The sequence below is a fragment of the Marinobacter sp. MBR-105 genome (assembly GCF_053628895.1).
In genome coordinates, this window is record NZ_JBRJHG010000004.1 from 133,739 (window position 1) to 156,726 (window position 22,988).

Annotated in this window: 23 protein-coding genes and 1 tRNA gene; 7 read left to right on the forward strand and 17 right to left on the reverse strand. The window is 56.7% G+C overall.

Going from position 1 to position 22,988, the window contains the following annotated elements; translation table 11 throughout:
• Positions 1-9: 9 nt before the first annotated feature.
• The 13 genes from ACSSVV_RS06595 to ACSSVV_RS06655 form a co-directional block, all read right to left on the reverse strand.
• A complete protein-coding gene (locus ACSSVV_RS06595) occupies positions 10-234 on the reverse strand; it encodes a type II toxin-antitoxin system MqsA family antitoxin (RefSeq protein ID WP_454105753.1) in 225 nt (74 codons plus the stop codon).
• Positions 235-522 (reverse strand): DUF4258 domain-containing protein, encoded by a 288-nt coding sequence (locus tag ACSSVV_RS06600; RefSeq protein WP_022991920.1) that lies wholly within the window; start codon positions 520-522, stop codon positions 235-237. It abuts the gene before it with no gap.
• 52 nt (positions 523-574) lie between these two features.
• On the reverse strand, positions 575-1,447 hold the full coding sequence (gene cas7c / locus ACSSVV_RS06605) for a type I-C CRISPR-associated protein Cas7/Csd2 (protein ID WP_022991921.1): 873 nt from the start codon (positions 1,445-1,447) through the stop codon (positions 575-577).
• Positions 1,444-3,231: a type I-C CRISPR-associated protein Cas8c/Csd1 gene (gene cas8c / locus ACSSVV_RS06610; protein WP_454105754.1), complete on the reverse strand. Its 1,788-nt coding sequence runs from the start codon at positions 3,229-3,231 to the stop codon at positions 1,444-1,446. The genes cas7c and cas8c overlap by 4 nt, the downstream gene beginning before the upstream one ends.
• The gene (gene cas5c, locus ACSSVV_RS06615; RefSeq protein WP_022991923.1) at positions 3,228-3,887 is read right to left on the reverse strand and encodes a type I-C CRISPR-associated protein Cas5c; all 660 of its coding nucleotides are present in this window, start codon (positions 3,885-3,887) and stop codon (positions 3,228-3,230) included. Before cas5c ends, cas8c begins: the two co-directional genes overlap by 4 nt.
• Before the next feature lie 8 nt (positions 3,888-3,895).
• Positions 3,896-6,175 carry a CRISPR-associated helicase Cas3' gene (gene cas3, locus ACSSVV_RS06620; protein ID WP_454105755.1) on the reverse strand — a complete coding sequence of 760 codons (2,280 nt, stop codon included), beginning with the start codon at positions 6,173-6,175 and terminating at the stop codon, positions 3,896-3,898.
• A gap of 84 nt (positions 6,176-6,259) precedes the next feature.
• On the reverse strand, positions 6,260-7,219 hold the full coding sequence (locus ACSSVV_RS06625) for a helix-turn-helix transcriptional regulator (protein WP_036149262.1): 960 nt from the start codon (positions 7,217-7,219) through the stop codon (positions 6,260-6,262).
• A 79-nt stretch (positions 7,220-7,298) separates the two neighbouring features.
• A complete protein-coding gene (locus ACSSVV_RS06630; protein ID WP_278350376.1) occupies positions 7,299-7,724 on the reverse strand; it encodes a secondary thiamine-phosphate synthase enzyme YjbQ in 426 nt (141 codons plus the stop codon).
• An 18-nt stretch (positions 7,725-7,742) separates the two neighbouring features.
• On the reverse strand, positions 7,743-8,810 hold the full coding sequence (locus tag ACSSVV_RS06635) for a succinylglutamate desuccinylase/aspartoacylase family protein (protein WP_454105756.1): 1,068 nt from the start codon (positions 8,808-8,810) through the stop codon (positions 7,743-7,745).
• Positions 8,811-8,815: 5 nt separating this feature from the next.
• Positions 8,816-9,721, reverse strand: coding sequence for a 30S ribosomal protein S6--L-glutamate ligase (gene rimK / locus ACSSVV_RS06640; protein ID WP_011785816.1), 906 nt, complete (start codon positions 9,719-9,721; stop codon positions 8,816-8,818).
• A gap of 2 nt (positions 9,722-9,723) precedes the next feature.
• Positions 9,724-10,215 carry an ATP-dependent zinc protease family protein gene (locus ACSSVV_RS06645; RefSeq protein WP_011785817.1) on the reverse strand — a complete coding sequence of 164 codons (492 nt, stop codon included), beginning with the start codon at positions 10,213-10,215 and terminating at the stop codon, positions 9,724-9,726.
• Positions 10,196-11,083, reverse strand: coding sequence for a mechanosensitive ion channel family protein (locus tag ACSSVV_RS06650; protein WP_181800069.1), 888 nt, complete (start codon positions 11,081-11,083; stop codon positions 10,196-10,198). The genes ACSSVV_RS06645 and ACSSVV_RS06650 overlap by 20 nt, the downstream gene beginning before the upstream one ends.
• 20 nt (positions 11,084-11,103) lie before the next feature.
• Entirely contained in the window at positions 11,104-11,916 is an 813-nt protein-coding gene (locus ACSSVV_RS06655; RefSeq protein ID WP_454105757.1) for a hypothetical protein, read from the reverse strand.
• A 151-nt stretch (positions 11,917-12,067) separates the two neighbouring features.
• Between ACSSVV_RS06655 and phrB the strand changes: the two genes are divergently transcribed.
• On the forward strand, positions 12,068-13,459 hold the full coding sequence (gene phrB / locus ACSSVV_RS06660) for a deoxyribodipyrimidine photo-lyase (RefSeq protein ID WP_454105758.1): 1,392 nt from the start codon (positions 12,068-12,070) through the stop codon (positions 13,457-13,459).
• 147 nt (positions 13,460-13,606) lie between these two features.
• Here phrB and ACSSVV_RS06665 read toward each other — a convergent pair whose 3' ends face one another.
• The 4 genes from ACSSVV_RS06665 to hemA are packed head-to-tail and all read right to left on the reverse strand — an operon-like array spanning position 13,607 to position 17,586.
• Entirely contained in the window at positions 13,607-14,353 is a 747-nt protein-coding gene (locus ACSSVV_RS06665; protein ID WP_454105759.1) for a HesA/MoeB/ThiF family protein, read from the reverse strand.
• A gap of 11 nt (positions 14,354-14,364) precedes the next feature.
• A complete protein-coding gene (gene prmC, locus ACSSVV_RS06670; protein ID WP_369612291.1) occupies positions 14,365-15,222 on the reverse strand; it encodes a peptide chain release factor N(5)-glutamine methyltransferase in 858 nt (285 codons plus the stop codon).
• A complete protein-coding gene (prfA, locus tag ACSSVV_RS06675; protein ID WP_011785823.1) occupies positions 15,209-16,300 on the reverse strand; it encodes a peptide chain release factor 1 in 1,092 nt (363 codons plus the stop codon). The genes prmC and prfA overlap by 14 nt, the downstream gene beginning before the upstream one ends.
• On the reverse strand, positions 16,297-17,586 hold the full coding sequence (gene hemA, locus ACSSVV_RS06680) for a glutamyl-tRNA reductase (protein ID WP_011785824.1): 1,290 nt from the start codon (positions 17,584-17,586) through the stop codon (positions 16,297-16,299). The genes prfA and hemA overlap by 4 nt, the downstream gene beginning before the upstream one ends.
• Before the next feature lie 234 nt (positions 17,587-17,820).
• On the opposite strand from hemA, the gene ACSSVV_RS06685 reads away from it, so the two are divergent.
• From ACSSVV_RS06685 to ACSSVV_RS06710, 6 genes are all read left to right on the forward strand, one after another.
• Positions 17,821-19,578 (forward strand): tetratricopeptide repeat protein, encoded by a 1,758-nt coding sequence (locus tag ACSSVV_RS06685; protein ID WP_454105760.1) that lies wholly within the window; start codon positions 17,821-17,823, stop codon positions 19,576-19,578.
• Positions 19,575-20,201 carry a lipoprotein insertase outer membrane protein LolB gene (lolB, locus tag ACSSVV_RS06690; RefSeq protein ID WP_011785826.1) on the forward strand — a complete coding sequence of 209 codons (627 nt, stop codon included), beginning with the start codon at positions 19,575-19,577 and terminating at the stop codon, positions 20,199-20,201. The genes ACSSVV_RS06685 and lolB overlap by 4 nt, the downstream gene beginning before the upstream one ends.
• Positions 20,202-20,204: 3 nt before the next feature.
• Positions 20,205-21,068: a 4-(cytidine 5'-diphospho)-2-C-methyl-D-erythritol kinase gene (gene ispE, locus ACSSVV_RS06695; protein ID WP_014420700.1), complete on the forward strand. Its 864-nt coding sequence runs from the start codon at positions 20,205-20,207 to the stop codon at positions 21,066-21,068.
• A 22-nt stretch (positions 21,069-21,090) separates the two neighbouring features.
• Positions 21,091-21,165: transfer RNA gene (locus ACSSVV_RS06700), tRNA-Gln, on the forward strand.
• Positions 21,166-21,217: 52 nt separating this feature from the next.
• Positions 21,218-22,168, forward strand: a complete 951-nt coding sequence (locus tag ACSSVV_RS06705) for a ribose-phosphate diphosphokinase (protein WP_011785828.1) — start codon at positions 21,218-21,220, stop codon at positions 22,166-22,168.
• A gap of 165 nt (positions 22,169-22,333) precedes the next feature.
• Positions 22,334-22,972: a 50S ribosomal protein L25/general stress protein Ctc gene (locus tag ACSSVV_RS06710; protein WP_011785829.1), complete on the forward strand. Its 639-nt coding sequence runs from the start codon at positions 22,334-22,336 to the stop codon at positions 22,970-22,972.
• Positions 22,973-22,988: the final 16 nt, after the last annotated feature.

A 22,988-nucleotide genomic window follows, 5' to 3' on the forward strand; every position in this document is an offset into this window, starting at 1 on the left:
ACCTTTTATTCATGCAGCGAACTGAATCACTTCTACCTCGTGATTTTGCTTGATCGCTTCCTCCGCCAAGCCAAGAATTTTTGCGGAGATCGAATCGTCGAGGTAGTACTCACCACAGTTATCACAAATCTCAGCGGGCACATTTTTGATAACGATAGTTGCCTCCCCTCGCGTCATCGTGACGGTGGTAGTGCCGGGATGGGTTTCCCCGTTTTTACAGATTGCGCATTTCATTCAGTTTCTCCTGGTTTTGAAGTCTTCCTTCCAGATGTCCGGTGATGGCACATAAGCGGTTATCACGTAACACTCATTGTTCTCCTGATTCTGAGCCACGACAACATGAACAGGCTTATCGTCTACCCACCCCAGGCGCAATTCACTCGGGTGGGGTTTATCGTCAGGATAGTCCGTTATCGTTTCCCCGGTCTGTATAGTGAATATGACTTCTTCCGTAGACAGCGATCTCTCGAACATGCGCCTGAGCGCATGGCCGCTGAACTTGACTGACGTACATTGTTTCATCCCTGAAGTACTCTCCCTGATATCGATACTGAATGAGGCAGTCAGCTCCGGGCTAGTCCAGATACTTGATCAGTTGCACACCCTTCGGCAGTTGGTCCTCTTTGACTGTAACTTCGTAGTCGCTGAAATCCCTGGCCGGCCCTTCAGATTTCCGCTTAACGTCAACCAACTCAAACAGCTTCCTGGCCGGCGCATTACCGAGCACGGAATCGTGCTTGAATACCAACAGTGCACAAGGTGACATTTCGCCCCGGCTGGCAGAGCGGTCATGATCAAGCATGTTTACCAGCGAATCCCAGAGAAGCTCCAGATCCTCTTCGCTGAAACCAGTCTGCTTCGCCAGATTCGCCGAGATGAATCCGTGACAACGGTACAAACCATACGGGATTGTGAACTTTCGCCCCATTGTCCGGTTATCACCGCTTTGAACCTCAGCTTCTTTTTCAGTCGTTACGGCCATTCTGGTAATACTGTGTTCGGCGCTGACAACCGGCTCGATACTTCGGGCAAAATTCATTTGGACAGGGCCTCGGACCTGGCCTGTATTTACGTCCGTCGACATGACCGCGCCGAACGTCCGAATATCAAAAAAGTTCTGGCACATCCACTGCGTCACCTTTCTGGCATCATCTTCTTTTTTAGGCAGCTTTTTTGACTCGTGTTTTAATTCCAGCGCCTCGTAAGCCCGAAGATTGTTCCTGTTCAGCACTGCCTTCTCTTTGATGTAGATCTCGAAAGGAGGAGTTTCCTCCTTCACCATGCCAACGTAGTTACGTACCTTGCGTTTCAGGCACACATCGGTAACCAACCCCTGCCCGGTCTCGGCATCCACCCGCGGCAAATTACCAGCGTCGGGATCTCCATTCGGGTTACCATCTTTTACATCAAACAGGTACACAAATTCATAACGGTTGTTAAGGCTCATGCTTCGGCTCCTTCTGATTCATTATGCGCTGGTTCTTTTGAATGCTTGGTAAATAACGCCTGGCGTTGGTGGTAGTAACCAATGGCGAACAAACCCTGATCCTCCAGATTGAGGTATGCGGGGAAGTCGTTGATATCTGAAATAATCTCCGCAATGCGCTTCTCGGCGACGACTCGCTGCCCCTGATGTGGCAGTTTCTTTAGGTGATGCGCATGCAAGCGCATCAGCGTTCCGAAAACAGATTTTGGATTACAGCTGGCGCTACTGTAATAACGATCCCGGATACCCGCGTTCAGTCCCGGATTGGCATCCGATTGCAGCTTTTCCAGCACAGCAAACAGACAGCCCAGGCGGTAACCAATCCGCTTTTCTTCAGGGTTATAGGCCATGGTCACTTCCTTATTGGTGAGGTTCTGATGACGATAAGAGCGGTTCAGAAAGGCTTTGATCAATCGCGCACGATAGGGTGTCACCTCGCCCTGCTCTGCTTTGATTCGCTTGATGACACCCTGCATAAGGCTCGTCGGCAGCGGCAAACCCATGAGGATTGCGCGTACTGATTCGCCGACCAAGTGTGGCGGCAAGTTTTCATCTTTTCCCAACAATGCCGTTGATCGAAGCAGTGGTTTCAAAGGCGGGTAGTCCGTGCTCCGGCTGACAATTTCGATATCACGGAACCACTGGGCCAGTTGTTTGCTGAATTCCGCCACGGTGCCAACCTGCCAGAACCGGACGGCTATTCGAGCTGCGTTGGGGGATAGTCCGAGAAGGTAAAAGCGATTCGTACCATCCCCTTCCAAAAATGCGCCGGAGTGAAGACTTTCGAACAGTTGCCTCACCGCTCTGACACCTCTATCAGGGTCATCCTTGGGGGTATCGTTGAAGAATGATGGCAAGCTGTCTTCGAGGAAACTCTCTCCCGATGACCACCAAACCACCGACGTCTCATTTAACTGTAACCTCTGAGGACTGCTGGTACGCAGCAGTTGATTAAGAGCGGTGGTGTACTTGAAGGCGGCTTCCTCGCCTACTGGCGCGTTATTACCTTTATCCTTGCCCCAGGAATTGAACGAGTCGATATTAAAAGAAACAATGTTCGCGCCGGCCATCTGGGCCCCCCACACACCTTTTACCGCAGGGTGCAGGCGAGCAATCTTGGTTTTATCGCCAGTAACCAGACAAATACCATCCTGATTCTCACTGTCGAGAGGTTGCTCCGCGATCCACTGGCGAACAGCCGTGGACTGGCAGACCAGATTATTGTCTGTGCTCAACTGAAAGGTGAGATTGCACCCCGAGATCTTCAGGCATTCCTGAAATTCTGGTGCCTGCCGGACTTTCGCTTTCTCGGCTTCGTCGTGAAGGAATGCATAAACGGCCTGAACGCCCTCGTCATCCGGTATCTCTGTTCGAAGACGGTCTACCAGATCAACGAACGCTTGGTGCTGCTTCCCGGCCATGTCGACTTCTTTTGGACTGGGCTCTGTACCCGGTTTGGAAACCTTGGGCTGTTCCAGTACATATCCGACATGGTCCCAGAGGCAGTAGGCTGTTTCGTAGGATTTTGCACCGCTGCGCTTTACACCTTGCGGTACCGTGAAAGCCTTGGCTACTGGCTTACCTTTCTCCTGAAACTCTCGGGTGTCCTTTAACTGAACAAACTTCCCTTCAGGACTAAGGACTATGACAAACGGAATTTCTTTCTCTTCAAATCCCACGGGCGGCAGCGGGCTTCCCGCCGTTTTCTTCCGGTCGTAATACTCACACAGTGCCTGAAGAATCATCCCCTCACCTCCGGGCTGTTGCGGTCAGGTACAGCTACTACACCGTTCTCCATTTTCGCTCTGAAGAACAGTGGCCGGGGCGAGGCCGGATCAGAGTAATCCAGGTCATACAGCATAAACCCGAGATCCGGTGAATCCTGAATCGGCTCAGGGCTATCACTGGCATTCACCAGAGCAAAATCACAACTAAACTCACGACATCCCAGATAGGGTTGGTTGAAACATTGACCCTTCTCGGCGCGGCGACGGAACATATCCGCAAACTTGGCAGCTGAATCCTGCGGGCCGGCCTTATCCGTCATTTGAAATTCGGCATGAAGTCGGTATCGCACATCTTTCAATAACAGGCTCGCACGCTGCTGGCGCTGTTCGTCAACATAAATCCCCAGATGCCCTTCCCCGCTGATCATTGCCGACTTGGCCGTGCGAGTGGATACAATAGACTCCACTTCGTTGCGTCTCAGGTTCATCCATTTGATCGGATTCAACACCTCGATCTTTGTAACCTGCCACTGAATCGCGGGTTTCCACAGAATGGCCTCGAAAATGGCTCTGGCCGACGACGGGGTAATCACGTCATAGCTCACCCGCTCTACCTTCATCTCGGGCCTGGTGAAACAGGCAAACTCTCCACTGACATCCAGGCAAAAGCCCATGAGCCCTCCTATATAACGGTTGATTCGGCGGGTATCAGGCTATCCGGTGCCTGAACACCCCAAACCGGGTGGTAATGACTGGATTCAACAACAAATTTACCGGCACGTTCGTAGATTGCCCCCATGCCATGCAACTGCTTGGCGAGCGACTCCGGCAATGTGACGCTGTACCTCTGTAATTTCCTGTGCACCCATTTCCGGGAGCCATCCTGCTCCAGCATCGCAAGCCACTGATCAACAGGTGTTTCTTCATACCCTTCCGGACAGAAAGGAACCACCACACCTATACCCTTGTCATCGATCAGTCGGAACTTGTCCGCTGCCTCCCGGAACTGGATCGCCAACGGTGCATCCGGTGAACTTTCCGCTTTCAGCAAACCGCAAATACCATGCTTGTCGCGATCACCCTGCGTGTTAAGGTCGCTAAAGAAAGCCTGTATAGCTTCCGGGCTGAGAGGTTCATTCAACTGACCACTTCTGAGCAGTTTGAGCGTTACCTGTGCGGCTTGCCTGAGGAAACCGGGAGGCGGCAATTGCTCTGGCTGAAACACCACAACACGACCGTGATTGGGCAGCCGCCCTTCGCGATTGCAGCGGCCCGCTGCCTGAGCGATGGAGTCCAGACCAGCCATTGCCCGGTAAACCACCGGAAAATCAACATCTACCCCGGCTTCAATCAGTTGGGTGCTGACAACTCGCAGAGGCCTCTCAGATCCAGAGCGCCGCTCAGCAAGCTTATGGCGAATATCCGCCAGGATCCGTGAGCGGTGCTCTGCGCACATATTTGCAGACAAGTGGTACAGGTCGCCATTGCCTGGCAGAAGTTCATAAAGCGCTCTCGCATCCTGCCGCTTGTTAACCACTACCAGAACGCAATCTTCTTTCACCAACTGCTGAGACAAGTCCTGCCAGGACATTTTTTCATCCGGATCGGACGGCATCTCGATGTTTACACGCTTCAACTCACTCGCCAGAGCGGCTGGCTCCTGGATTATTTCCCGAACTTTATCGAGACCGGTATGGAGAACGCTGCCAAAAGCATCTACCTGCTTCCCAAGATCCGGCTGCGTAGCCGTGCAGAGCACCCAGGTGACCCCGAAATACTCGCTCATCTGTTGCATTGCTCGTGTGATGGGTTCGTGAAAATCACGGGGAATTTGCTGGGCCTCATCAAGAATCACAATGCTGTTCACCAGATTGTGCAGTTTCCGACAGCGACTGGTTCTGCTGGCAAACAAAGATTCGAATAACTGGACGTTCGTGGTGACAATCAATGGCGCGTCCCAGTTCTCTGCCGCCAGCCTGGATCCCGCATTCTCAGATCCGGGATCAACATCCAGGCTGCTGTGGTGCTCCAGCACAGCTTCATCGCCAAGAAACTCACGGAACACGCCAGCATTCTGTTCAATGATGCTGGTGAACGGTATGGCATAGATAACTCTCGACTTACCATGTTTCCTGCCATGCTCCAGCGCAAATCCCAGACTGGCGAGTGTTTTTCCACCGCCGGTGGGAACCGTCAGACTGAATATTCCCGATGACTCGGCAGCGCTTCGTTGGCAAGCATTGAAAATCGCCTTTCGGGTCTGATTTAACGGGGTGTCATCTGCCGCGTTCTGCAGTCGATTCATCCGTTCAAAGAACACTGAATGAAGCTCAGACAGTTTCGGTAATCGACCTCTCTGGATAACCCTTTCAGGCACCATGTAGCTTTCGGTGTCCAGGAAATCGGCATCTACCAGGCACGAAAACAAAAGCCGCATCCATAGGCTGATTGAATCCGTGTTCCTGGCAGGTTCCGGAATATCCGGTTGTTGCGTAGTCAAAAGGTCGCCGGGGATCTTTGCCTCCATGGCTTCAGAGTACTCCGGCCCCACCTCTTTCAGGCGAAACTGCAACGAGCCACGACCACCCGACCAGTCTGGCAATCCTGCATGATGCCCGGCAATCAGATAAGCAATGATGTAACCCGGCACAGATGGCCATTGGTTAATCGCATGAACCGCACCTGCTGTGGAATGCGTCACTCTTTGCGGGTTTTCTACGTGAGCATTTTCCCGTTCATATCCAGAGGCATCGCGAATGTATTTCTGGAAAGCACTACGATACTTTCCGAGATCGTGCCAAAGTCCAGCAGCCATGCCCCAGCCCGATGACTGAAACGTTCCCGCTTTTGAGGCACTGAGCTTTGCTACTTTGCGCAAATGCTCCTCCAGGCGATGCGGTTCATGCCAATCGCCTGAGGAATCATCCTGCTTCACATGGGCAACATAACCGAGATTATTCATTCCAGTCATCGAAACCTTTACTTGTTATAAGGATCCCAGCCTAAATCAACCGCTGCCCCAACCACTGCACCACTGCAAAAATCCTCAGTAGATTTCTGCCATTCTGCGAACCCTTTCCGCCACTTCACACCTGAGGCTTTCCGGCGCAACAACCTCAACATCCGGACCATAGCGCAATACCTCCATGACCAACTCACGCTCATCAGAGTAGGGAACATGGAGGTGGTAGCGGCCATCCAGCCACTCACTTTTTTGCTCTTCATGCCAGACTTCTTCGGCCACCCAGCGGGCCGCATGCTCGGTAAACTTCAGGTGGGCGGTTTGTGTTGCTGCACCCCCGAATATTCCGAACCCAGAGCCCGCAAAGGCGTCCAGATCATCTTTCAATGCTTTTTTGGATGGATCAGCAGAAACGGAGGGGGCAGACATTCGGTCAAGTGAAAACAGCCGAAGGGAATTTGCTTCATTACAAATAGCCAGCAAATACCAATTAGAGCGGTAATGCACTAACCGCTGGGGGTGCACGGTTCGCAGCTTGTCTGTGCTCGTGCTTCTGGAGAGGTAATGGAAGGTCAGGCATTTGCCCGCAAGCGTTGCTTCTGCAACCGGATCAAAAATCTGGTGTTCCGCTGAGCGGGTCTGGATTGGTTGGATTCGAATGCGCTCGCTGATGGTCTCTGCATCATGGCCGGATTCACCCAACAAATCCCGGATTCTTGTCCTCAGCGGAGCCAGGCGATTAGTGATAAGCCCGGGCTGAACGTTCTCCAGCAAGTACTCGCAGGCTAGCAGGGCATAAAGCTCTGCTGGATTCATCCAAAACCCCGGCAGCTCGAATACAGGTGCTTCCGGTGCATAGTGGTGGCCATTCTCTTCCCGGCAGTATTCGATTGGAGCGCCCAGGGAATCTCGCAGGTACTCGAAGTCTCGGGTTATGGTATTCCGGCTGGCCTCCAGTTCTTCCATAAACCTGCGCATGGGGACTGGTTTTTTAGCACTGCGAAGTAATTCGTGGATTCGGTAAATGCGGTAAAAGCGGCTCACTTGCTCTCCTTGCTGAAGACACCTCCTTCATCAAGATTAGCTACATATCCATTTGGTTGCCACTTTCACTGAAACCTACTCACCAACGCCCCTGCAAAGTCGCCACAATTTTACGACCACCGGCATGATTCCGGTGTTCGCAAAGATAAATCCCCTGCCAGGTACCGAGGGCCAGGTGGCCGTGGCTGATGGGAATGGTCAGCGACGGCCCGATGATCACACTTTTGATATGGGAGGTGGTGTCATCCGGGCCTTCCAGGGTGTGCTCGTAATAATCAGCGTGTTCCGGCACCATCACGTTGAAGTGACGCTCCAGATCGCCACGTACGTCCGGGTCGGCGTTTTCATTGATGGCCAGGGAAGCGGAGGTGTGCTGAATGAACAGGTGCAGCAACCCCACCTCGCAGTTGGTCAGCTCCGGCGCCTGGGCCAGGATCTCGTTGGTCACGAGATTGAAGCCCCGCGGCAGCGGTGCCAGCTCAATGATGTTCTGGTGCCAGATCATAGGTACTCCAACGTTCGGTTATTTCTGAAGTTCGTCCCAGGGGTGTACCGGCACCACGGCTTCCTCCGACACTTCGTTCTCGAAGGAGCTGCGGAAGTAGTCCATAGCCTTTTCGGCTTCACCTAACTCGTCAAACCGCGCCACGTGGTAGATCGCTTCGCCCTCATTCACCAAGGGCAGATTGTTCACGCAGATGACGATCCCGGAGCAGGGCGAGGTGATGGCCACTTCGGTCTCGCCAAAGGGATCGGCCACCATGGCCAGCCGTTGTCCCTTGCGAACCTTCTGGCCCAGCCTGGCCACCGGCCGCATGATGCCGTCGATGTCTGCCCGCACCCACTGGGAATTGGCCGCCGTCTCCGAGCGCTTTTTCGGCGCCTTGGGGCCTTTCTTGGCGGGTACCATTTCCAGCTCCCGCATTACCCGGATTACGCCTTTAACACCGCTGGCGATAACCACTTCATCAAAACGCAGGGCTTCCCCGCCTTCAAAGGTGATCACCGGAATATCCAGCGAATCGGCATAGGCCCGCAGGCTGCCTTCGCGCAGGCCAGCATTGATGATAATCGGTGCACCAAAGGCTTCAGCCATGCGTGAGGTTTCCGGGCTTTTCAGTTCCGCACGGATCTGCGGCAGGTTGAACCGATGAATGGCGCCGGTATGCAGGTCGATAATGTGGGTCACGCTTTCCATGATCTGGGTGCGCAGCAGATAGGCAATACGCCCGCCCAGAGAACCACTCTCAGAGCCCGGGAAACACCGGTTCAGATCCCGACGGTCTGGCAGGTAGCGGGTACGCTGTACAAACCCGAAGATATTGACAATGGGAACCGCCACCAGGGTGCCCCGAAGGTGCCGCAGCACGGAGTTCTTCAACACCCGGCGGATGATTTCAACACCGTTGATCTCGTCGCCGTGGATGGCGCCACACACCATCAATACCGGGCCGTCCCGGCGGCCGTGCACCACTTCCACTGGAATGTGCAGCGGGGTATGGGTGTAGAGTTTTGCCACCGGGACTTCCACGGTCTCCCGGGTACCGGCTTTCACCTGCACGCCGGCAATCTCAAACGGTGCTCTGGCCATGCCGCTTATCCCCTGCCCCGGGTTTTGGTTTTCCAGGGTTTATAGTTCTTTTCGGTCCAGTTGATGATCATGCCGGCCACGTTCTTGCCGGTAGCATTTTCAATACCCTCCAGGCCCGGCGAAGAGTTTACCTCCATCACCAGCGGGCCACGGCTGGAACGCAGCAGGTCAACACCGGCCACATTCAGGCCCATGGCCTTGGCGGCGGTGATGGCGGTGCGGCGTTCTTCCGGGGTAATGCGCACCAGCGAGGCAGTGCCGCCGCGGTGCAGGTTGGAGCGAAATTCGCCTTCGGCGCCCTGGCGCTTCATGGCGGCAATGACCTTGTCGCCAATCACGAAACAGCGGATGTCGGCACCGCCCGCCTCTTTGATGAACTCCTGCACCAGAATGTCGGCTTTCAGGCCCATAAAGGCTTCAATAACGCTTTCTGCCGCCTTACGGGTTTCCGCCAGCACCACGCCGATGCCCTGGGTACCCTGCAACAGCTTGATCACCACTGGCGCGCCACCCACCATCTTCAGCAACTCCGGCACGTTGTCCGGTTTATTGGCAAAGCCGGTCACTGGCATACCTACACCCTTACGGGCCAGCAGCTGCAAAGAGCGCAGCTTGTCCCGGGAACGGGTGATGGCGACCGATTCGTTCACCGGGAACACACCCATCATTTCAAACTGCCTGAGTACCGCGGTGCCGTAAAAAGTGACCGAGGCACCAATGCGGGGAATCACAACATCAAAATCTTCCAGCACCTCTTCGTGGTAGTGGATTTTCGGGTCGGCAGAGGTGATGTTCATGGAGCAGTGCAGGCAGTCGATGACCTTCACTTCGTGGCCACGGTTAATGCCTTCCTCCACCAGACGCCGGGTCGAATACAGGTGACGGTTTCGGGACAGTACCGCAATTTTCATAGTCAGGTCCTTGGTGCCGGCTCACCGGCAAGATAAGAAGCTTCGGGGTAAATCGTTGAGCGTCCCGCCATGGCGGTGCGCCCAAGTAACATCCGGAACCGCATGGAGTCCCGGTTGGTCAGTGTCATTTCAATGGGCCAGCTCTGGTCGCCCAGGACCAGCGTGGTTTCAATCACCAGGCGTTGTTCCTTGTGGCCACCGGAATCCGATACCGTGCGCTCGTCCAGCACCCGGGCATCGCATTCCACCACATGGTGCAGATCGTTCTGAACCGGGTGCACCCAGAACTTCACACGACGTTCGCCGTTTTCGGTATAGGGCTCGGTTCGGAACGTGTGCAGACAGGATGTCCTGGCGCCAGTATCCACCTTGGCCTTGATACGCTGGATATCAAGATCCGGCAGCGCCACCCATTCCCGCCACCCCAGACTAACCTTGTTCTCCGCGGCTTTCGGGGGAGTGGTTTTGATGGCTTCAGGTTTTATTGTCGACATCCGGTGATTCCTTTTCTTGCTGTTGTTCCGACCCGACCAGCTGTATGCGGAAAGGTTCGGAATGACTGCCGGCGTAGACACTGGTGTGGGGGAACGGTATTTCGATGCCGGCCCCATCCAGTGCTTTCTTGATGGCGACCATCATGCCGCCTCTACCTTCCAGAAATTCCTCCCGGGCCACCCAGAAGGAAAACTGGAGATCCACAGACGAAGGCCCGAACCCGGTCACCAACACAAACGGCCGGGGCTCTTCCAGGCAATGAGGATTGGTCTCCGCCAGCCCGAGCAACAGATCCCGCACCCGCTCCACATCTTCAGCGTAGGCGATACCGATCACCAGATCGATCCGCCGGATAGGAAACCGGGAGCGGTTCACTACCCGGGTCTTGATCAGGGTTTCATTGGGAATACGCACATACAGGTTGTCCGGTGTTCTCAGCTTTACACTGAGCAGATCAATTGCCACCACCTCACCGATGGTAGCATCCGCCTCGATGAAATCGCCTATCTCAAACGGGCGCTCCATCACCAGGAACAGGCCGCTGATGATATTGGAAGCCGATGTCTGCGAAGCAAAACCAATGGCTACCGTAAGAATACCGGCCGCCCCCAGCACCACTTCCAGCGAAAACCCGGCTTCCCGCAGCGCTGCGATGGCAAACAGCACGAAAATTACATAGAACACCAGGCGCCGGATCAGCACCTGGTGGTGCCGTGAGGTGCGACTTTCGACCAGCCGCCCGACGCTGCGGGCCAGCATGGTACCCAGGAATATACCCAGCACCAGCAAAAAGCCCGCCGACAGCCACTGCCCCCAGGCAATACCACTGATCAATTGAATAAAGGTAGTTTCAATAGCCTCAATCAACAGAGTTGCTCCTGGTTCTGTCAGCCAAACATCCGGTCAAATGCCCGCACCAGGCGGCGCCCTTTGGCCAGTTTTTCCCTGGCCGGCGCCACCAGCTGGCATTGACCGGCACAGGCGGGCACCGACTGCTCAATATGCAGGCTGGCAGAATTCATATCGGTTTCACACTCTACCGTGACACCCGGCGTCCACAGCTGTCCACGTTCGTTACGATAAAGGGCCAGCAATGGCGTGGGCAGGCTGAACCGTTCCAGCAGGAGTGCCTGCTCACGGCGATTGATAATGGTCACCGGGGTGACCGCGCGCCAGGGCCGTTTCGGCACTGCTTCCAGCGCCAACCGGCCAAAGGTGGAGGAAGCGTAGCAAAGCTCGCCCTCCATGGTGTTACGGCCAAGCCAGGTCATGGATGGCACGGCCAGCGGGATCTCGGTCAGCTCCGTTTGCCCATCGCCCACACACACTTTCATCCACAAGGATGTTCCCACGTAAAGCAAACAGCGCCCACCGGCGGGAATGGTTAAAGGCTGGAACGGACGTATGACCGTGGGCAGGCCGCCCATAGCCGGGTTGAAGCGGACGATACCGTTATCATCCATACGCACAAAACGCTGCACCGGGATATCGGCGGATGGCAAGGTATGGCCCAGGATTTCCTGCCAGTGGAGCGGGTCGGAATGAATATCCAGCTTTTGCTCTCGAACCTGCCACTCCAGATCCAGCAGGGTAATCCACACCCGGGTATGCCCGAGCTGATGCTGTTGCGTCTGGCCGGAAGCCAGTTGATAGGGGTGTGCCCAGACACCTTCGCGCTGGCTTTCGGTTTGCTCGGTCATGCCTGCGAAACGGCTCCTTGTTGTCAGCGTGATTCGGTGGCGGCTGGTTTTAACTATAATCCAATCCGGTAGTCGCAGCGAATATACAAGCCTATGATTTTTTGGGTTGTATTTACCCTTATATGCACCCGTCAACGACCTGGATGACCCGATGACACAACTGGTGTGGTTCCGTAATGACCTTCGGCTTGCCGACAACCCTGCCCTGACGGCCGCGTGCCAGTCAGGAGAACCGGTGCGCGCGTGTTTTGTAGTCACCCCTCAGCAATGGCAGGAACACGATTGGTCTGCCGCCCGGGTACGCTTTGTTCTTGAACACGCCAACGCCCTGGCCCGGGAACTGGCTGAGCTTGGCGTTCCACTAACGTTCCTGAACGCCGAGCGTTTTTCGGATGGCAGTGATGCACTGCTGCAGTTCTGCAAGAACAGTGACATTGCCGACGTCCATTTCAACGAGGAGTACGGCATTAACGAACGCCGCAGGGATAAAGCACTGCGCGATCGCCTGGTGGATTTCGGCATCCGGGTGAGCAAGTACCGGGATCAGACCGTCGCCCCGGTCGGCCAGATTCTGACCCAGCAGAACGAACCCTACTCGGTGTTTACGCCCTTCTCCCGTCGTTGGCGCAGTTGGATAGAGGAAACACGGCCCACTCTGCACCCCAGGCCCGCCGCGATCGGCAACGCGGTCAAACCCGAACAGACCGACACCCTGCCTGCGCCGTTCAGAGAGGCACCGAAGCCCCTGGTACCAACGGGAGAGGATGCCGCTCACGAGCAGCTGGAGGCGTTTCTGGCGGAGCGCGCCAAGGACTACAAAGATAACCGGGACTTCCCGGCGCTGGATGGCACCAGCCAGCTCTCCCCCTACCTGGCCAATGGCGTGCTCTCCGGGCGCCAGTGCCTGATTGCGGCAAAGCAATCAGGCCTTTCCGGGGAAGGCGTGGAAACCTGGATCAATGAAATCGCCTGGCGGGATTTCTACATCCATATCCTTTATCACTACCCGCGGGTGAGTATGGGGCGTGCGTTCAAGGAGGAAACCGAGGCTCTGGCCTGGAATACGCCGGGCGAGCATTTCGAAGCCTGGAAGGAAGGCCGCACGGGTATCCCTATTGTGGATGCAGCCATGCGCCAGTTGAAAGCCACCGGCTGGATGCACAATCGCCTGCGGATGATCACTGCCATGTTCCTCACCAAGAACCTGTTTATCGACTGGCGGCTTGGTGAAGCCTGGTTTATGCAGAATCTGGTGGATGGCTTTCTGGCGTCTAACAACGGTGGCTGGCAGTGGAGTGCCTCAACGGGTACCGATGCTGCGCCCTACTTTCGGGTGTTCAATCCGGTGACCCAAAGTGAGCGGTTTGATCCGAAGGGGGAGTTTATTCGGAACTGGGTGCCCGAGTTGGCAAAGCTGGACAACAAGCGGATTCATGATCCTTCCAAGGGCGGTGTTATCCCGAAAGGCTACCCCAGACCCATTGTCGATCTGAAAGAGTCCCGTAAAGAGGCCATTGCCAGGTTTCAGGCGCTAAAGGACTGATCATTTGGCGTGTTAACCGCCGTGTCGGGTTGGGGATGCCCTTCCAAAAACCGCTCCTTACGGCACATCCCTGTGGCGCTTCTACTCCGCCATCCATGGCTCCGCAAATTTTTGGAAGGGCATCCCCAACCCGCCACCACTTTGGCGTTAGCCTGCGCATACGGAGCAGTCTGGATCTTTTGCGAGTTTCATTTCTCGCCACTCCATTTGCCAGGCGTCGAGTAGGAGCAAGCGACCGACAAGCGGCCTGCCTACCTCTGAGATTACTTTTATTGCTTCCATGGCCTGAGCCGAGCCGATCATGCCGACTAACGGAGCGATGACGCCGGCTTCTGAGCAGGTCAGGTCTTCGTTGCCCTGTTCAGGATACAGACAGTGGTAACAAGGGCTTTCCGACTGGCGAGGATCGTAAACGGAAAGCTGGCCTTCACCTCTTATTGCAGCACCCGAAACCAGGGGCACTTTCGAAGAAACCGAAGCCCGGTTCAATGCAAACCGGGTGTTGAAGTTGTCCGTGCAGTCCAGCACCAGTGTGGATTCGCTCACCAGCTGGCGCAGATCATCGCCATCCACCCGGCGATTGACTGCGTTAACGGTAATTTCCGGATTGATGGCCCTCACCCGCTCTGCCAGACGCTCGGCTTTTGAATTGCCCAGCCAGCTTTGCTCAAAGGCTATCTGGCGCTGCAGATTTGCCAGCTCGATCTGGTCATCGTCAACCAGAGTCAGGTGGCCAATACCTGCGGCGCCCAGGTAGAGGGCCACAGGGCAACCCAGGCCGCCAGCGCCGATAACCAGTACATGGGCGGCTTTGAGTTTTTCCTGGCCGGCGATGTCGAACCGGGGCATCAGGATTTGCCGGCTGTAGCGGAGGAGTTCTTCGTCGCTGAGCATAGTTGTTCTCGCTATTGGTCGCTGGCCGGTTTTCGGGCCAGGGTCATGCGATCATTGCCGCCGTAATCTTTGCGGGTTTCTATGTTGCGCCATCCGGCTTTGGCAAACAAATCCCGTACGGCGCTGCCCTGGTCGTAGCCATGCTCCAGCAGCATCCAGCCATTGGGATTGAGCCATTTCAGTCCTTCGGTCACCAGCAGGCGAATATCGTCCAGGCCGTCGTCTCCGGCCACAAGGGCAGATTCAGGCTCGAAGCGCACATCGCCTTCGCTTAAATGTCGGTCGCTGGCCGGTATATACGGTGGGTTGGAAATCAGAAGGTCGAAAGTACCGGCGGGAATCTGGTCAAACCAGTGGCTCTTTACCACGGTAATGGGCAGGCTCAGGCGCTGGCTGTTTTCCCGGGCCAGGGCGACCGCGTCTTCAACACGGTCACTGGCCATAATCTGCCAGCCAGGCTGTTCACTGGCCAGAGCCAGCGCGATAGCACCGGTCCCGGTGCCGAGGTCCAGCACGCTTGCGCTGGCAGGTAATTCCAGCGACAGCGCGGCCTCTACCACGCACTCCGTATCTGGCCTGGGGATCAGGGTGGACGGACTGACTTTCAGAGGGAGAGACCAGAACTCCTGCTCCCCCAGCAGATAGGCAACGGGTTGGCCGCTGGCACGCTCGCCCACCAACGCGAAGAACCGCTCTGCCTGCTCCACCGGCACGTCCCGCTCCGGCCACGCCCGGAAACTGGTGCGGGTCAGGCCGGTGATATGGCTCAACAGGAGTTCGGCATCCAGCCTGGGAGATTCACCACCAATCCGGCCTGCCGCTTCTCTCAGCAGGGCCTCACAGCTGAGCGAACATTCACTGTTGCTCATTGGCCATATCTGCCAGCAGTTCCGCCTGGTGTTCCTGCTGCAAGGGAACCACCACGGCGTCCAGATCTCCGGCAATCACTTCGTCGAGCTTGTACAGAGTCAGGTTGATACGATGATCCGTTACCCGGCCCTGGGGGAAGTTGTAGGTGCGGATACGTTCGGAACGATCACCGCTGCCCACCAGGCTCTTGCGGGTTTCCGCCATGCTCTTCTGCTGCTTTTCCAGCTCGGCATTCTGAAGGCGGGAGGCCAGCAGGCTCAGGGCCTTGGCGCGGTTCTTGTGCTGGGAACGTTCTTCCTGGCATTCCACCACAATACCCGTGGGCAGGTGGGTAATACGGATCGCCGAGTCAGTTTTGTTCACGTGCTGACCACCGGCACCGGAGGAGCGGAAGGTATCCACCCGCAGGTCGGCCTTGTTGATCTCGACTGCTTCGGCTTCGTCGGCCTCCGGCATCACGGCAACCGTGCAGGCCGAGGTGTGAATGCGGCCCTGGGATTCGGTTTCCGGCACTCTCTGCACCCGGTGCGCACCGGATTCAAATTTCAGGGTGCCATAAACGCCATCGCCAGAGAGGCGGGCGATGATTTCCTTGAAACCGCCGTGCTCCCCTTCATTTTCGCTGAGCACTTCGACCTGCCACCGGCGTTTCTCTGCATAGCGGGAATACATGCGGAACAGGTCGCCGGCAAAGATAGCGGCTTCATCGCCACCGGTGCCGGCCCGGATTTCCAGGAACACGTTCTTGGTGTCGTTGGGGTCTTTGGGCAGCATTAACCGCTGTAATTCTTCGTCCAGCTCTTCACTGCGAGCCCGGGCACTGGCCAGCTCCTCTTCGGCCATTTCCCGCATATCTGCATCGCCGTCTTTGGCCAGTTCCGTGGCCGCGTCGATGTCCTCCAGAGACTGTCGCCAAGCCTGAAAACACTTGACCACCGGTTCAATCTCGGCAAATTCGCGAGACAGGTCCCGGAATTTATCCTGATTGGCAATCACCGATGCATCACTCAGCAACGCATTCACCTCCTCGAACCGTTCAACAAGCTGTTCGAGGCGGGACTGGATGGATGGTTTCATAGTTTTTCCGTGGTGGTGGGCTCGTCAGCTTCCAGTGCGTCCAGCTGGTAAAGCTCCCTCAGGCATTCGGTCACTTCGGTACGGCCTTCGGCCATCGCCTTGCGTACCTGAACCGAGGGTTGGTGCAGAAGTTTGTTGGTCAGGCCCCGTGCCAGTGAGCGCAGGGCCGTTTCAGGATCAGTGCCGTTGCGCAGGGCGCGCAGGGCTTTTTCCGTTTCGACATCGCGCAGCAATTCCGCGCGCTGGCGGAACACCTTGAGGGTGGAAACCGCATCCAGGGCACGCAGCTGATCCAGAAAATCCTGAACGCCACTGCTGATCAGGTTTTCCGCCTCCCGGGCCGCGCCTTCCCGGGAACGAATATTCTCTTCAATCACCTGGCGCAGGTCGTCTACGGTATAGAGGTAGACATCGGCCAGCGAGGCCACTTCCGGTTCGATGTCCCGGGGCACAGCAATGTCGACCATGAAATAGGGCCGGTGCTTGCGCTTTTTAAGCGCCCTTTCCACGGCGCCTTTGCCAAGAATCGGCAAGGGGCTCGCGGTGGAGGAAATCACGATATCTACATCGGAAAGATGGTCCGGAATTTCCGACAGCAGAATGCCTTTACCACCGTGGGCTTCTGCCAGCGCCTGGGCCTTCTCCAGTGTACGGTTGGCCACCAGGAAACTGCGCACACCGGCTTCTGCCAGGTGCCTGGCGACCAGTTCAATGGTTTTCCCGGCACCAATCAGCAGCGCCTTGTTGCGGGACATGTCGGCAAAAATGTGGTGCGCCATGCTGACCGAGGCATAGGCTACCGACACCGGGTTTTCACCAATGGCCGTCTGGGTGCGTACCCGCTTGGCTACTGAAAAGGTCTGCTCGAACAACCGGGACAGGAAGGAGCCGGTGGCGCTGTGTTCCCGCGCCAGGGCATAGGCATCCTTGAGCTGGCCCAGAATCTGCGGTTCGCCCAACACCATGGAATCCAGGCCAGCGGCCACCCGCATCATATGGCGCACCGCATCGGAATCCCGATGCACATAGAGCACGTTTTCAAGGTCGGCCACATCCAGCTCGTGGAACCCGGCCAGCCAGCGCAACACCGAGGGGGCACAGTCGTCATCGCCGGCCAGATAGAGTTCCGTCCGGTTGCAGGTGGACAGGATAGCAGCCTCGCTGGCACCGGAGGCAGCGCGGAGTTCTGAAAAGGCCTCGGCCATTCGCTCCGGCGTGAACGCCACACGCTCGCGGATCTCCACGGGTGCGGTGCGATGGTTGATTCCCAGCGTTACTAGTGCCATTTGGAGTACAGAAAACCCTGCCCAGATTATGGATAATCACTCGCCATTCTACCGGGGCAACTGCTCAGTCGCCACCCGAAAACCCGTCGCCTTCGGCAAGTGCGGACAGGTTGGGCAAGTTCAGATGCTTATGCCATTATAGGGCCTTGGCCGTGGCCGCAACCCGATCTGCCTCAATTACCGGGCAGAAAACGGTTTTCACAGACCTATCGCCGATAGCACACAGGAAGTTGCATGCAAAAATCCGCACCGTATCTGGTTACCTGCCTGTTGGGACTCACTCTCGCCGCACTTCCGGGCTGCGCCGTATTTTCTGGCACCCCGGAACCCGCCGATGAGGTAACCGGGACCGATACCCCCGCAGCTATCCCGCCTGCCACGCCCATCAACTATGCCGAATTCGAACCGGAAGTGCTTTATCAGCTTCTGTCGGCTGAAGTGGCCGGCCAGCGTGGGCGCTACGATGTCACCCTGGTCAATTACCTCCAGGCTGCGAAAACCTCACGGGACACCGGCGTGATTGAGCGGGCCATGCGGATCGCCCAGTCTCTGAATGCAGACAATGCCCAGCAACAACTGGCTACGCTCTGGCTGGACGTGGACCCCGACAATCTGGAGGCACATCGGATATCGGCCATTCAGGCGGTCAAGCGCCAGAAACTGGAAAACGCCCTGTTCCATATGGAGCAGATCATGGACCAGGGAGAAGACGCGGATTTTGACAGCCTCGCTGCCATGGCCGCGGGACTACCGCCCGCGCAGCAACAGGAGCTGTTGGCGCTTTACAGTCAACTGGCCGTCAAGCACCCGGATAACCCCGAACTGCAGTACAGCATTGCCCTGCTGCAGAAAATAACCGGCACCCCCACGGTCGCCCTCCGGCAGATTAACCAGTTGCTTGAGCAGGCGCCGAACTTCCAGCCCGCCATCATCCTAAAGGGCGATCTGCTCTACCAGACCGGGCAGAAACGTGAGGCCCTGAATTACCTGACCACCAATACCCGGCGCTTCCCGGCCAACCGCCAGATGGGCACCCTCTATGGCCGCATGCTGATCAACGAGGGCGAACTGCAGGCCGCCCAGGACGAATTCGAACGGCTGGTAAAGCGCTATCCGGAGACCCCGGGGCTGAGACTCTCGCACGCCCTGGTCGCCCTGGAAAACCAGCAACCCGCACTGGCACGGGAGGAACTGACCCGCCTGATCGAGCAGGGCCACCATGAAGACGAAGCCAGCTACTACCTGGGACGCATTGAGGAAGATGCCGGCAATACCGACCAGGCGATCGAGTACTACCAGAGCGTGCAACGGGGAAACTATTTCTTCCCGTCGCTGGCCCGTGCCAGCGAACTGCAGGCCCAGGCCGGCGAACTGGACCAGGCCATTGCCCACATCCAGAACCTGCGCGAGCGAGCCCCTGATCACGCCGAGAAGTTCTGGCTGCTGGAGGTGAATCTGCTGATCGACCAGGAGCGGAATGAGCAAGCCCTTGCCGCAGCCGATGCCGCACTGGAACGCTACCCCAACAACGTTGAACTTCGCTATGCGCGGGCCATGCTGCAGGACACCATGGGAGAACCGGCTGGTGCCGAACAGGATTTGAAAACCATCCTGGAACTGCAACCGGAAAATGCCGTTGCCCTGAACGCCCTGGGCTACATTCTGACGGTGCGCACTGATCGCCTGGATGAAGCCCGCGGCTATATTGAAAAAGCCCTCGCGCTGGATCCGGAGAACCCGGCCATTCTGGACAGCATGGGATGGATACTGTTTCGCCAGGGCGAAACGAATCAGGCCCTCGACTTTCTGGCCCGCGCCTGGGAAGCCTACCCGGACCCGGAAGTAGCGGCACACTATGGCGAAGTCCTGTGGGTAACCGGTAATGAAGAACAGGCACGCATCATCTGGGAAGAAGGACTGGACCAGAACCCGGACCATGAAATTCTTCGGGAAACCATCGACCGGCTGACCAGTGATGGGACCGACCAATGATCCGAAGACTACTCGGCGTGGCACTGCTAACCGGTGCCATAACCGGCTGTACCACCATCCAGCTGGAACCCTTGCCCGAGGGCATGACCAACCAGCCGCCCGCCGACTGGGCCGAGCGCAGCGACCACCTGAGCCGCTTTGACCAATGGCAACTGAGAGGAAAGCTGGCGGTAAAACAACCCTCAGACAGCGGCACTGCCATTATCAACGGCTGGCGCCAGCAGGGTGAACGCTACGACCTCTCGCTGTCATCCTCATTCCTGGGCATGGGCACAACACGACTCACGGGCGTTCCGGGCTTCATAGAATTAACTCTGGCCAATGGTGAGACCTACCAGTCCTCAGACCCGGAAACCCTGGTGGCCGCCGCTACAGGGTGGAACCTGCCCATCGACAACCTCGCCTGGTGGGTTCGAGGACTGCCGGCGCCGGAGGGTGATTTCCGCCTGCTGTTCGACGAACAGCACCAACTGGCCATCCTGCGGCAGGATGGCTGGGAAATTCGCTATGACCGCTGGCAGCCATTCATTGACAGCCTGCCCGCGCTTCCTGCCCGGATCACAGCCCTGAACGGCGACAAACGGGTACGCGTCGTCATCAGCGAATGGCAACAAGAGGACTGAGTATTGTTAACCCGGATTACCCTGCCCTCGCCCGCCAAACTCAACCTGTTCCTGCATATCGTTGGCCGGCGCCCGGACGGATACCACGAGCTCCAGACCCTGTTCCAGTTTCTGGACTATGGCGACGAACTCACGTTCACACTGACTCCGGAGCAGCCCGGCATACGACTGGCAGAACCCGTACCAGGTGTTCCGGACAGTGACAACCTGGTGATCAGGGCAGCCAAAGCCCTGGCCGCAACCACCGAGAACACGCTCCCCGGCGTTACCATTCACATCCACAAGCGCTTGCCCATGGGCGGCGGCCTGGGTGGCGGCAGCTCCAACGCCGCAACCACCCTGCTTGCAATGAACCGCCTCTGGGAACTGAATCTGGGCGAAGACCAGCTTGCAGAAATCGGCCTGCGCCTGGGCGCCGATGTGCCGGTATTTGTGCGTGGCCATGCAGCCTTTGGCGAGGGTGTCGGCGAAAAGCTGACCCCCACAAACCCGCCGGAAGACTGGTTTGTGGTGCTCAAACCCGAGTGCAACATCAGCACCGGAAAGATTTTTTCAGCCGAAGGGTTGACAAGGGACACACCAAAAATCAAAATACGCCCCGCTTTTGAGGGAGACGCCTCGAGGTACCGAAACGACTGTGAGGATGTAGTTCGAAAACTGTATCCTGAGGTTAACCAGAGCCTGGAGTGGCTTTCACAATTCGGACCTGCAAGATTAACCGGAACCGGGGCTTGCATTTTTGGACGTTTCCCGACAGAATCCGCAGCCCGGATTATCTGGGAAAGCAAACCCTCCGGCATCACGGGGTTCGTAGCTAAAGGGGTGAACCATTCACCTCTGCACAAAAAGCTGACAGAGCTGAAATGATGCCAAAAAAGCACGATGATATTGGGGTGTCGCCAAGTGGTAAGGCAACGGGTTTTGATCCCGTCATGCGCAGGTTCGAATCCTGCCACCCCAGCCACCTTTCTCCCGCTTCTTCTGAATCAAACGCCGATACTGAGAAGGATGCTGTCGTGTCCAAATTGATGATTTTCGCTGGCAATGCCAACCCCGAACTTGCGCGTGATATTGCCAGAAAACTCCATATTCCCATGGGCCAGGCCACTGTAGGCCGCTTCAGCGATGGCGAGACCACCGTTGAAATCAATGAGAATGTTCGTGGTCACGACGTTTTCATTATCCAGCCCACCTGCTACCCCACCAACGACAACCTGATGGAACTGATCGTGATGGCTGACGCCCTGCGTCGTGCATCCGCCACACGAATCACCGCCGTTATTCCTTACTACGGCTATGCCCGTCAGGATCGTCGCGTTCGCTCTACCCGGGTAGCCATCAGTGCAAAAGTCGTCGCCGACATGATCTCCAGCATTGGCGTGGATCGTGTGCTGACCGTAGACCTGCACGCCGACCAGATTCAGGGCTTCTTCGATATCCCGGTGGACAACATCTACGCCACCCCGGTACTGCTTGAAGACATTGAAAAACAGCGGTTCGAGAACTTTGTCGTCGTATCTCCGGACGTAGGCGGCGTTGTCCGCGCCCGCGCTGTTGCCAAGCGCCTGGATGATGCCGACCTGGCCATTATCGACAAGCGTCGCCCCAAGGCCAACGTTTCCCAGGTAATGCACATCATCGGTGACGTCCGCGACAAGACCTGCATCCTGGTGGATGACATCGTCGACACCGCCGGCACACTGTGCAAAGCAGCCAACGCGCTCAAAGAGCACGGCGCCTCCCGCGTGGTTGCCTACATTACTCACCCGGTACTTTCCGGCCCGGCCATCGAGAACATCAACAACTCGGAGCTGGACGAACTGGTGGTGTGCGACACCATCCCGCTGGGTGACAAAGCCAAAAATTGTGATAGAATCCGCCCCCTCAGCATGGCTGGGCTGCTCGCCGAATCCATTCGCCGCGTGAGCAACGAAGAGTCCATCAGTGCCATGTTCGAGAACGTCTGAACAGCCTTATCGCTGTAACCCTCAGACTTAAAGGCAGTTTCCGGGTCGGGAGTCCAACAGGGCTCCCGACTCTTTTAGTCGATCGGAAAACTCCGGTCTTTTTGAAATGCTCATCTGTTCAGAGCCTGGTCGCGGGCCGCTCAGATGACCAACGAGGTAATTACCATGTCTCAGGATTTTGTTATTGAAGCATTTCCTCGTGACGATCAGGGGAAAGGTGCGAGCCGCCGCCTGCGTCGCGAAGAGCGTAAGATTCCGGCCATCATCTACGGTGGCGGCAAAGACGCAACTCCGGTCGCCATCTGGCACAATGAGCTGAAAAAGGCCATCGAAAACGAAGCCTTCTTCTCTCACATCCTGACCGTCGACATTCAGGGCAAAAAAGAGAGCGTGATCCTGAAGGATCTGCAGCGTCATCCGTACAAGCCCATCCTGACTCACGCCGACTTCCTGCGCGTTGACAAGGACCACGAGATTCACGTTAACGTACCGCTGCACTTCATCAACGAAGACACAGCTCCGGCCGTGAAACTCCAGGGCGGCATTGTTTCCCACACCATGACCGAAGTTGAAGTGATCTGTCTGCCGCAGAACCTGCCCGAGTTCATCGAAGTCGACCTGAACGAAGTCGAGATGGACCAGGTAGTTCACCTGAGCGACCTGAAACTGCCGAAAGGCGTTAAAGTTGCCGCTCTGCAGCAGGGCGAAGACCACGACCTGCCAGTTGCCTCTATCCACAAGCCGAAAGGCGCCAAGGCGGACGACGCTGAAGGCGAGGAAGGCGAAGAAGGCGGCGAGGAGTAATAACTTCGGGGGCAAC

Bases quoted from the DNA above. Each gene is read 5' to 3' on its own strand.
- ACSSVV_RS06635 (WP_454105756.1), bottom strand. From the start codon at position 8,810: ATGGCCAGAGCACCGTTTGAGATTGCCGGCGTGCAGGTGAAAGCCGGT.
- ACSSVV_RS06600 (WP_022991920.1), bottom strand. From the start codon at position 522: ATGAAACAATGTACGTCAGTCAAGTTCAGCGGCCATGCGCTCAGGCGC.
- ACSSVV_RS06645 (WP_011785817.1), bottom strand. From the start codon at position 10,215: ATGTCGACAATAAAACCTGAAGCCATCAAAACCACTCCCCCGAAAGCC.
- cas3 (WP_454105755.1), bottom strand. From the start codon at position 6,175: ATGAATAATCTCGGTTATGTTGCCCATGTGAAGCAGGATGATTCCTCA.
- rimK (WP_011785816.1), bottom strand. From the start codon at position 9,721: ATGAAAATTGCGGTACTGTCCCGAAACCGTCACCTGTATTCGACCCGG.
- hemA (WP_011785824.1), bottom strand. From the start codon at position 17,586: ATGGCACTAGTAACGCTGGGAATCAACCATCGCACCGCACCCGTGGAG.
- ACSSVV_RS06665 (WP_454105759.1), bottom strand. From the start codon at position 14,353: ATGCTCAGCGACGAAGAACTCCTCCGCTACAGCCGGCAAATCCTGATG.
- phrB (WP_454105758.1), top strand. From the start codon at position 12,068: ATGACACAACTGGTGTGGTTCCGTAATGACCTTCGGCTTGCCGACAAC.
- cas5c (WP_022991923.1), bottom strand. From the start codon at position 3,887: ATGGGCTTTTGCCTGGATGTCAGTGGAGAGTTTGCCTGTTTCACCAGG.
- cas8c (WP_454105754.1), bottom strand. From the start codon at position 3,231: ATGATTCTTCAGGCACTGTGTGAGTATTACGACCGGAAGAAAACGGCG.
- ACSSVV_RS06655 (WP_454105757.1), bottom strand. From the start codon at position 11,916: ATGACCGAGCAAACCGAAAGCCAGCGCGAAGGTGTCTGGGCACACCCC.
- ACSSVV_RS06685 (WP_454105760.1), top strand. From the start codon at position 17,821: ATGCAAAAATCCGCACCGTATCTGGTTACCTGCCTGTTGGGACTCACT.
- ACSSVV_RS06630 (WP_278350376.1), bottom strand. From the start codon at position 7,724: ATGATCTGGCACCAGAACATCATTGAGCTGGCACCGCTGCCGCGGGGC.
- ACSSVV_RS06710 (WP_011785829.1), top strand. From the start codon at position 22,334: ATGTCTCAGGATTTTGTTATTGAAGCATTTCCTCGTGACGATCAGGGG.
- lolB (WP_011785826.1), top strand. From the start codon at position 19,575: ATGATCCGAAGACTACTCGGCGTGGCACTGCTAACCGGTGCCATAACC.
- cas7c (WP_022991921.1), bottom strand. From the start codon at position 1,447: ATGAGCCTTAACAACCGTTATGAATTTGTGTACCTGTTTGATGTAAAA.
- prfA (WP_011785823.1), bottom strand. From the start codon at position 16,300: ATGAAACCATCCATCCAGTCCCGCCTCGAACAGCTTGTTGAACGGTTC.
- prmC (WP_369612291.1), bottom strand. From the start codon at position 15,222: ATGAGCAACAGTGAATGTTCGCTCAGCTGTGAGGCCCTGCTGAGAGAA.
- ACSSVV_RS06595 (WP_454105753.1), bottom strand. From the start codon at position 234: ATGAAATGCGCAATCTGTAAAAACGGGGAAACCCATCCCGGCACTACC.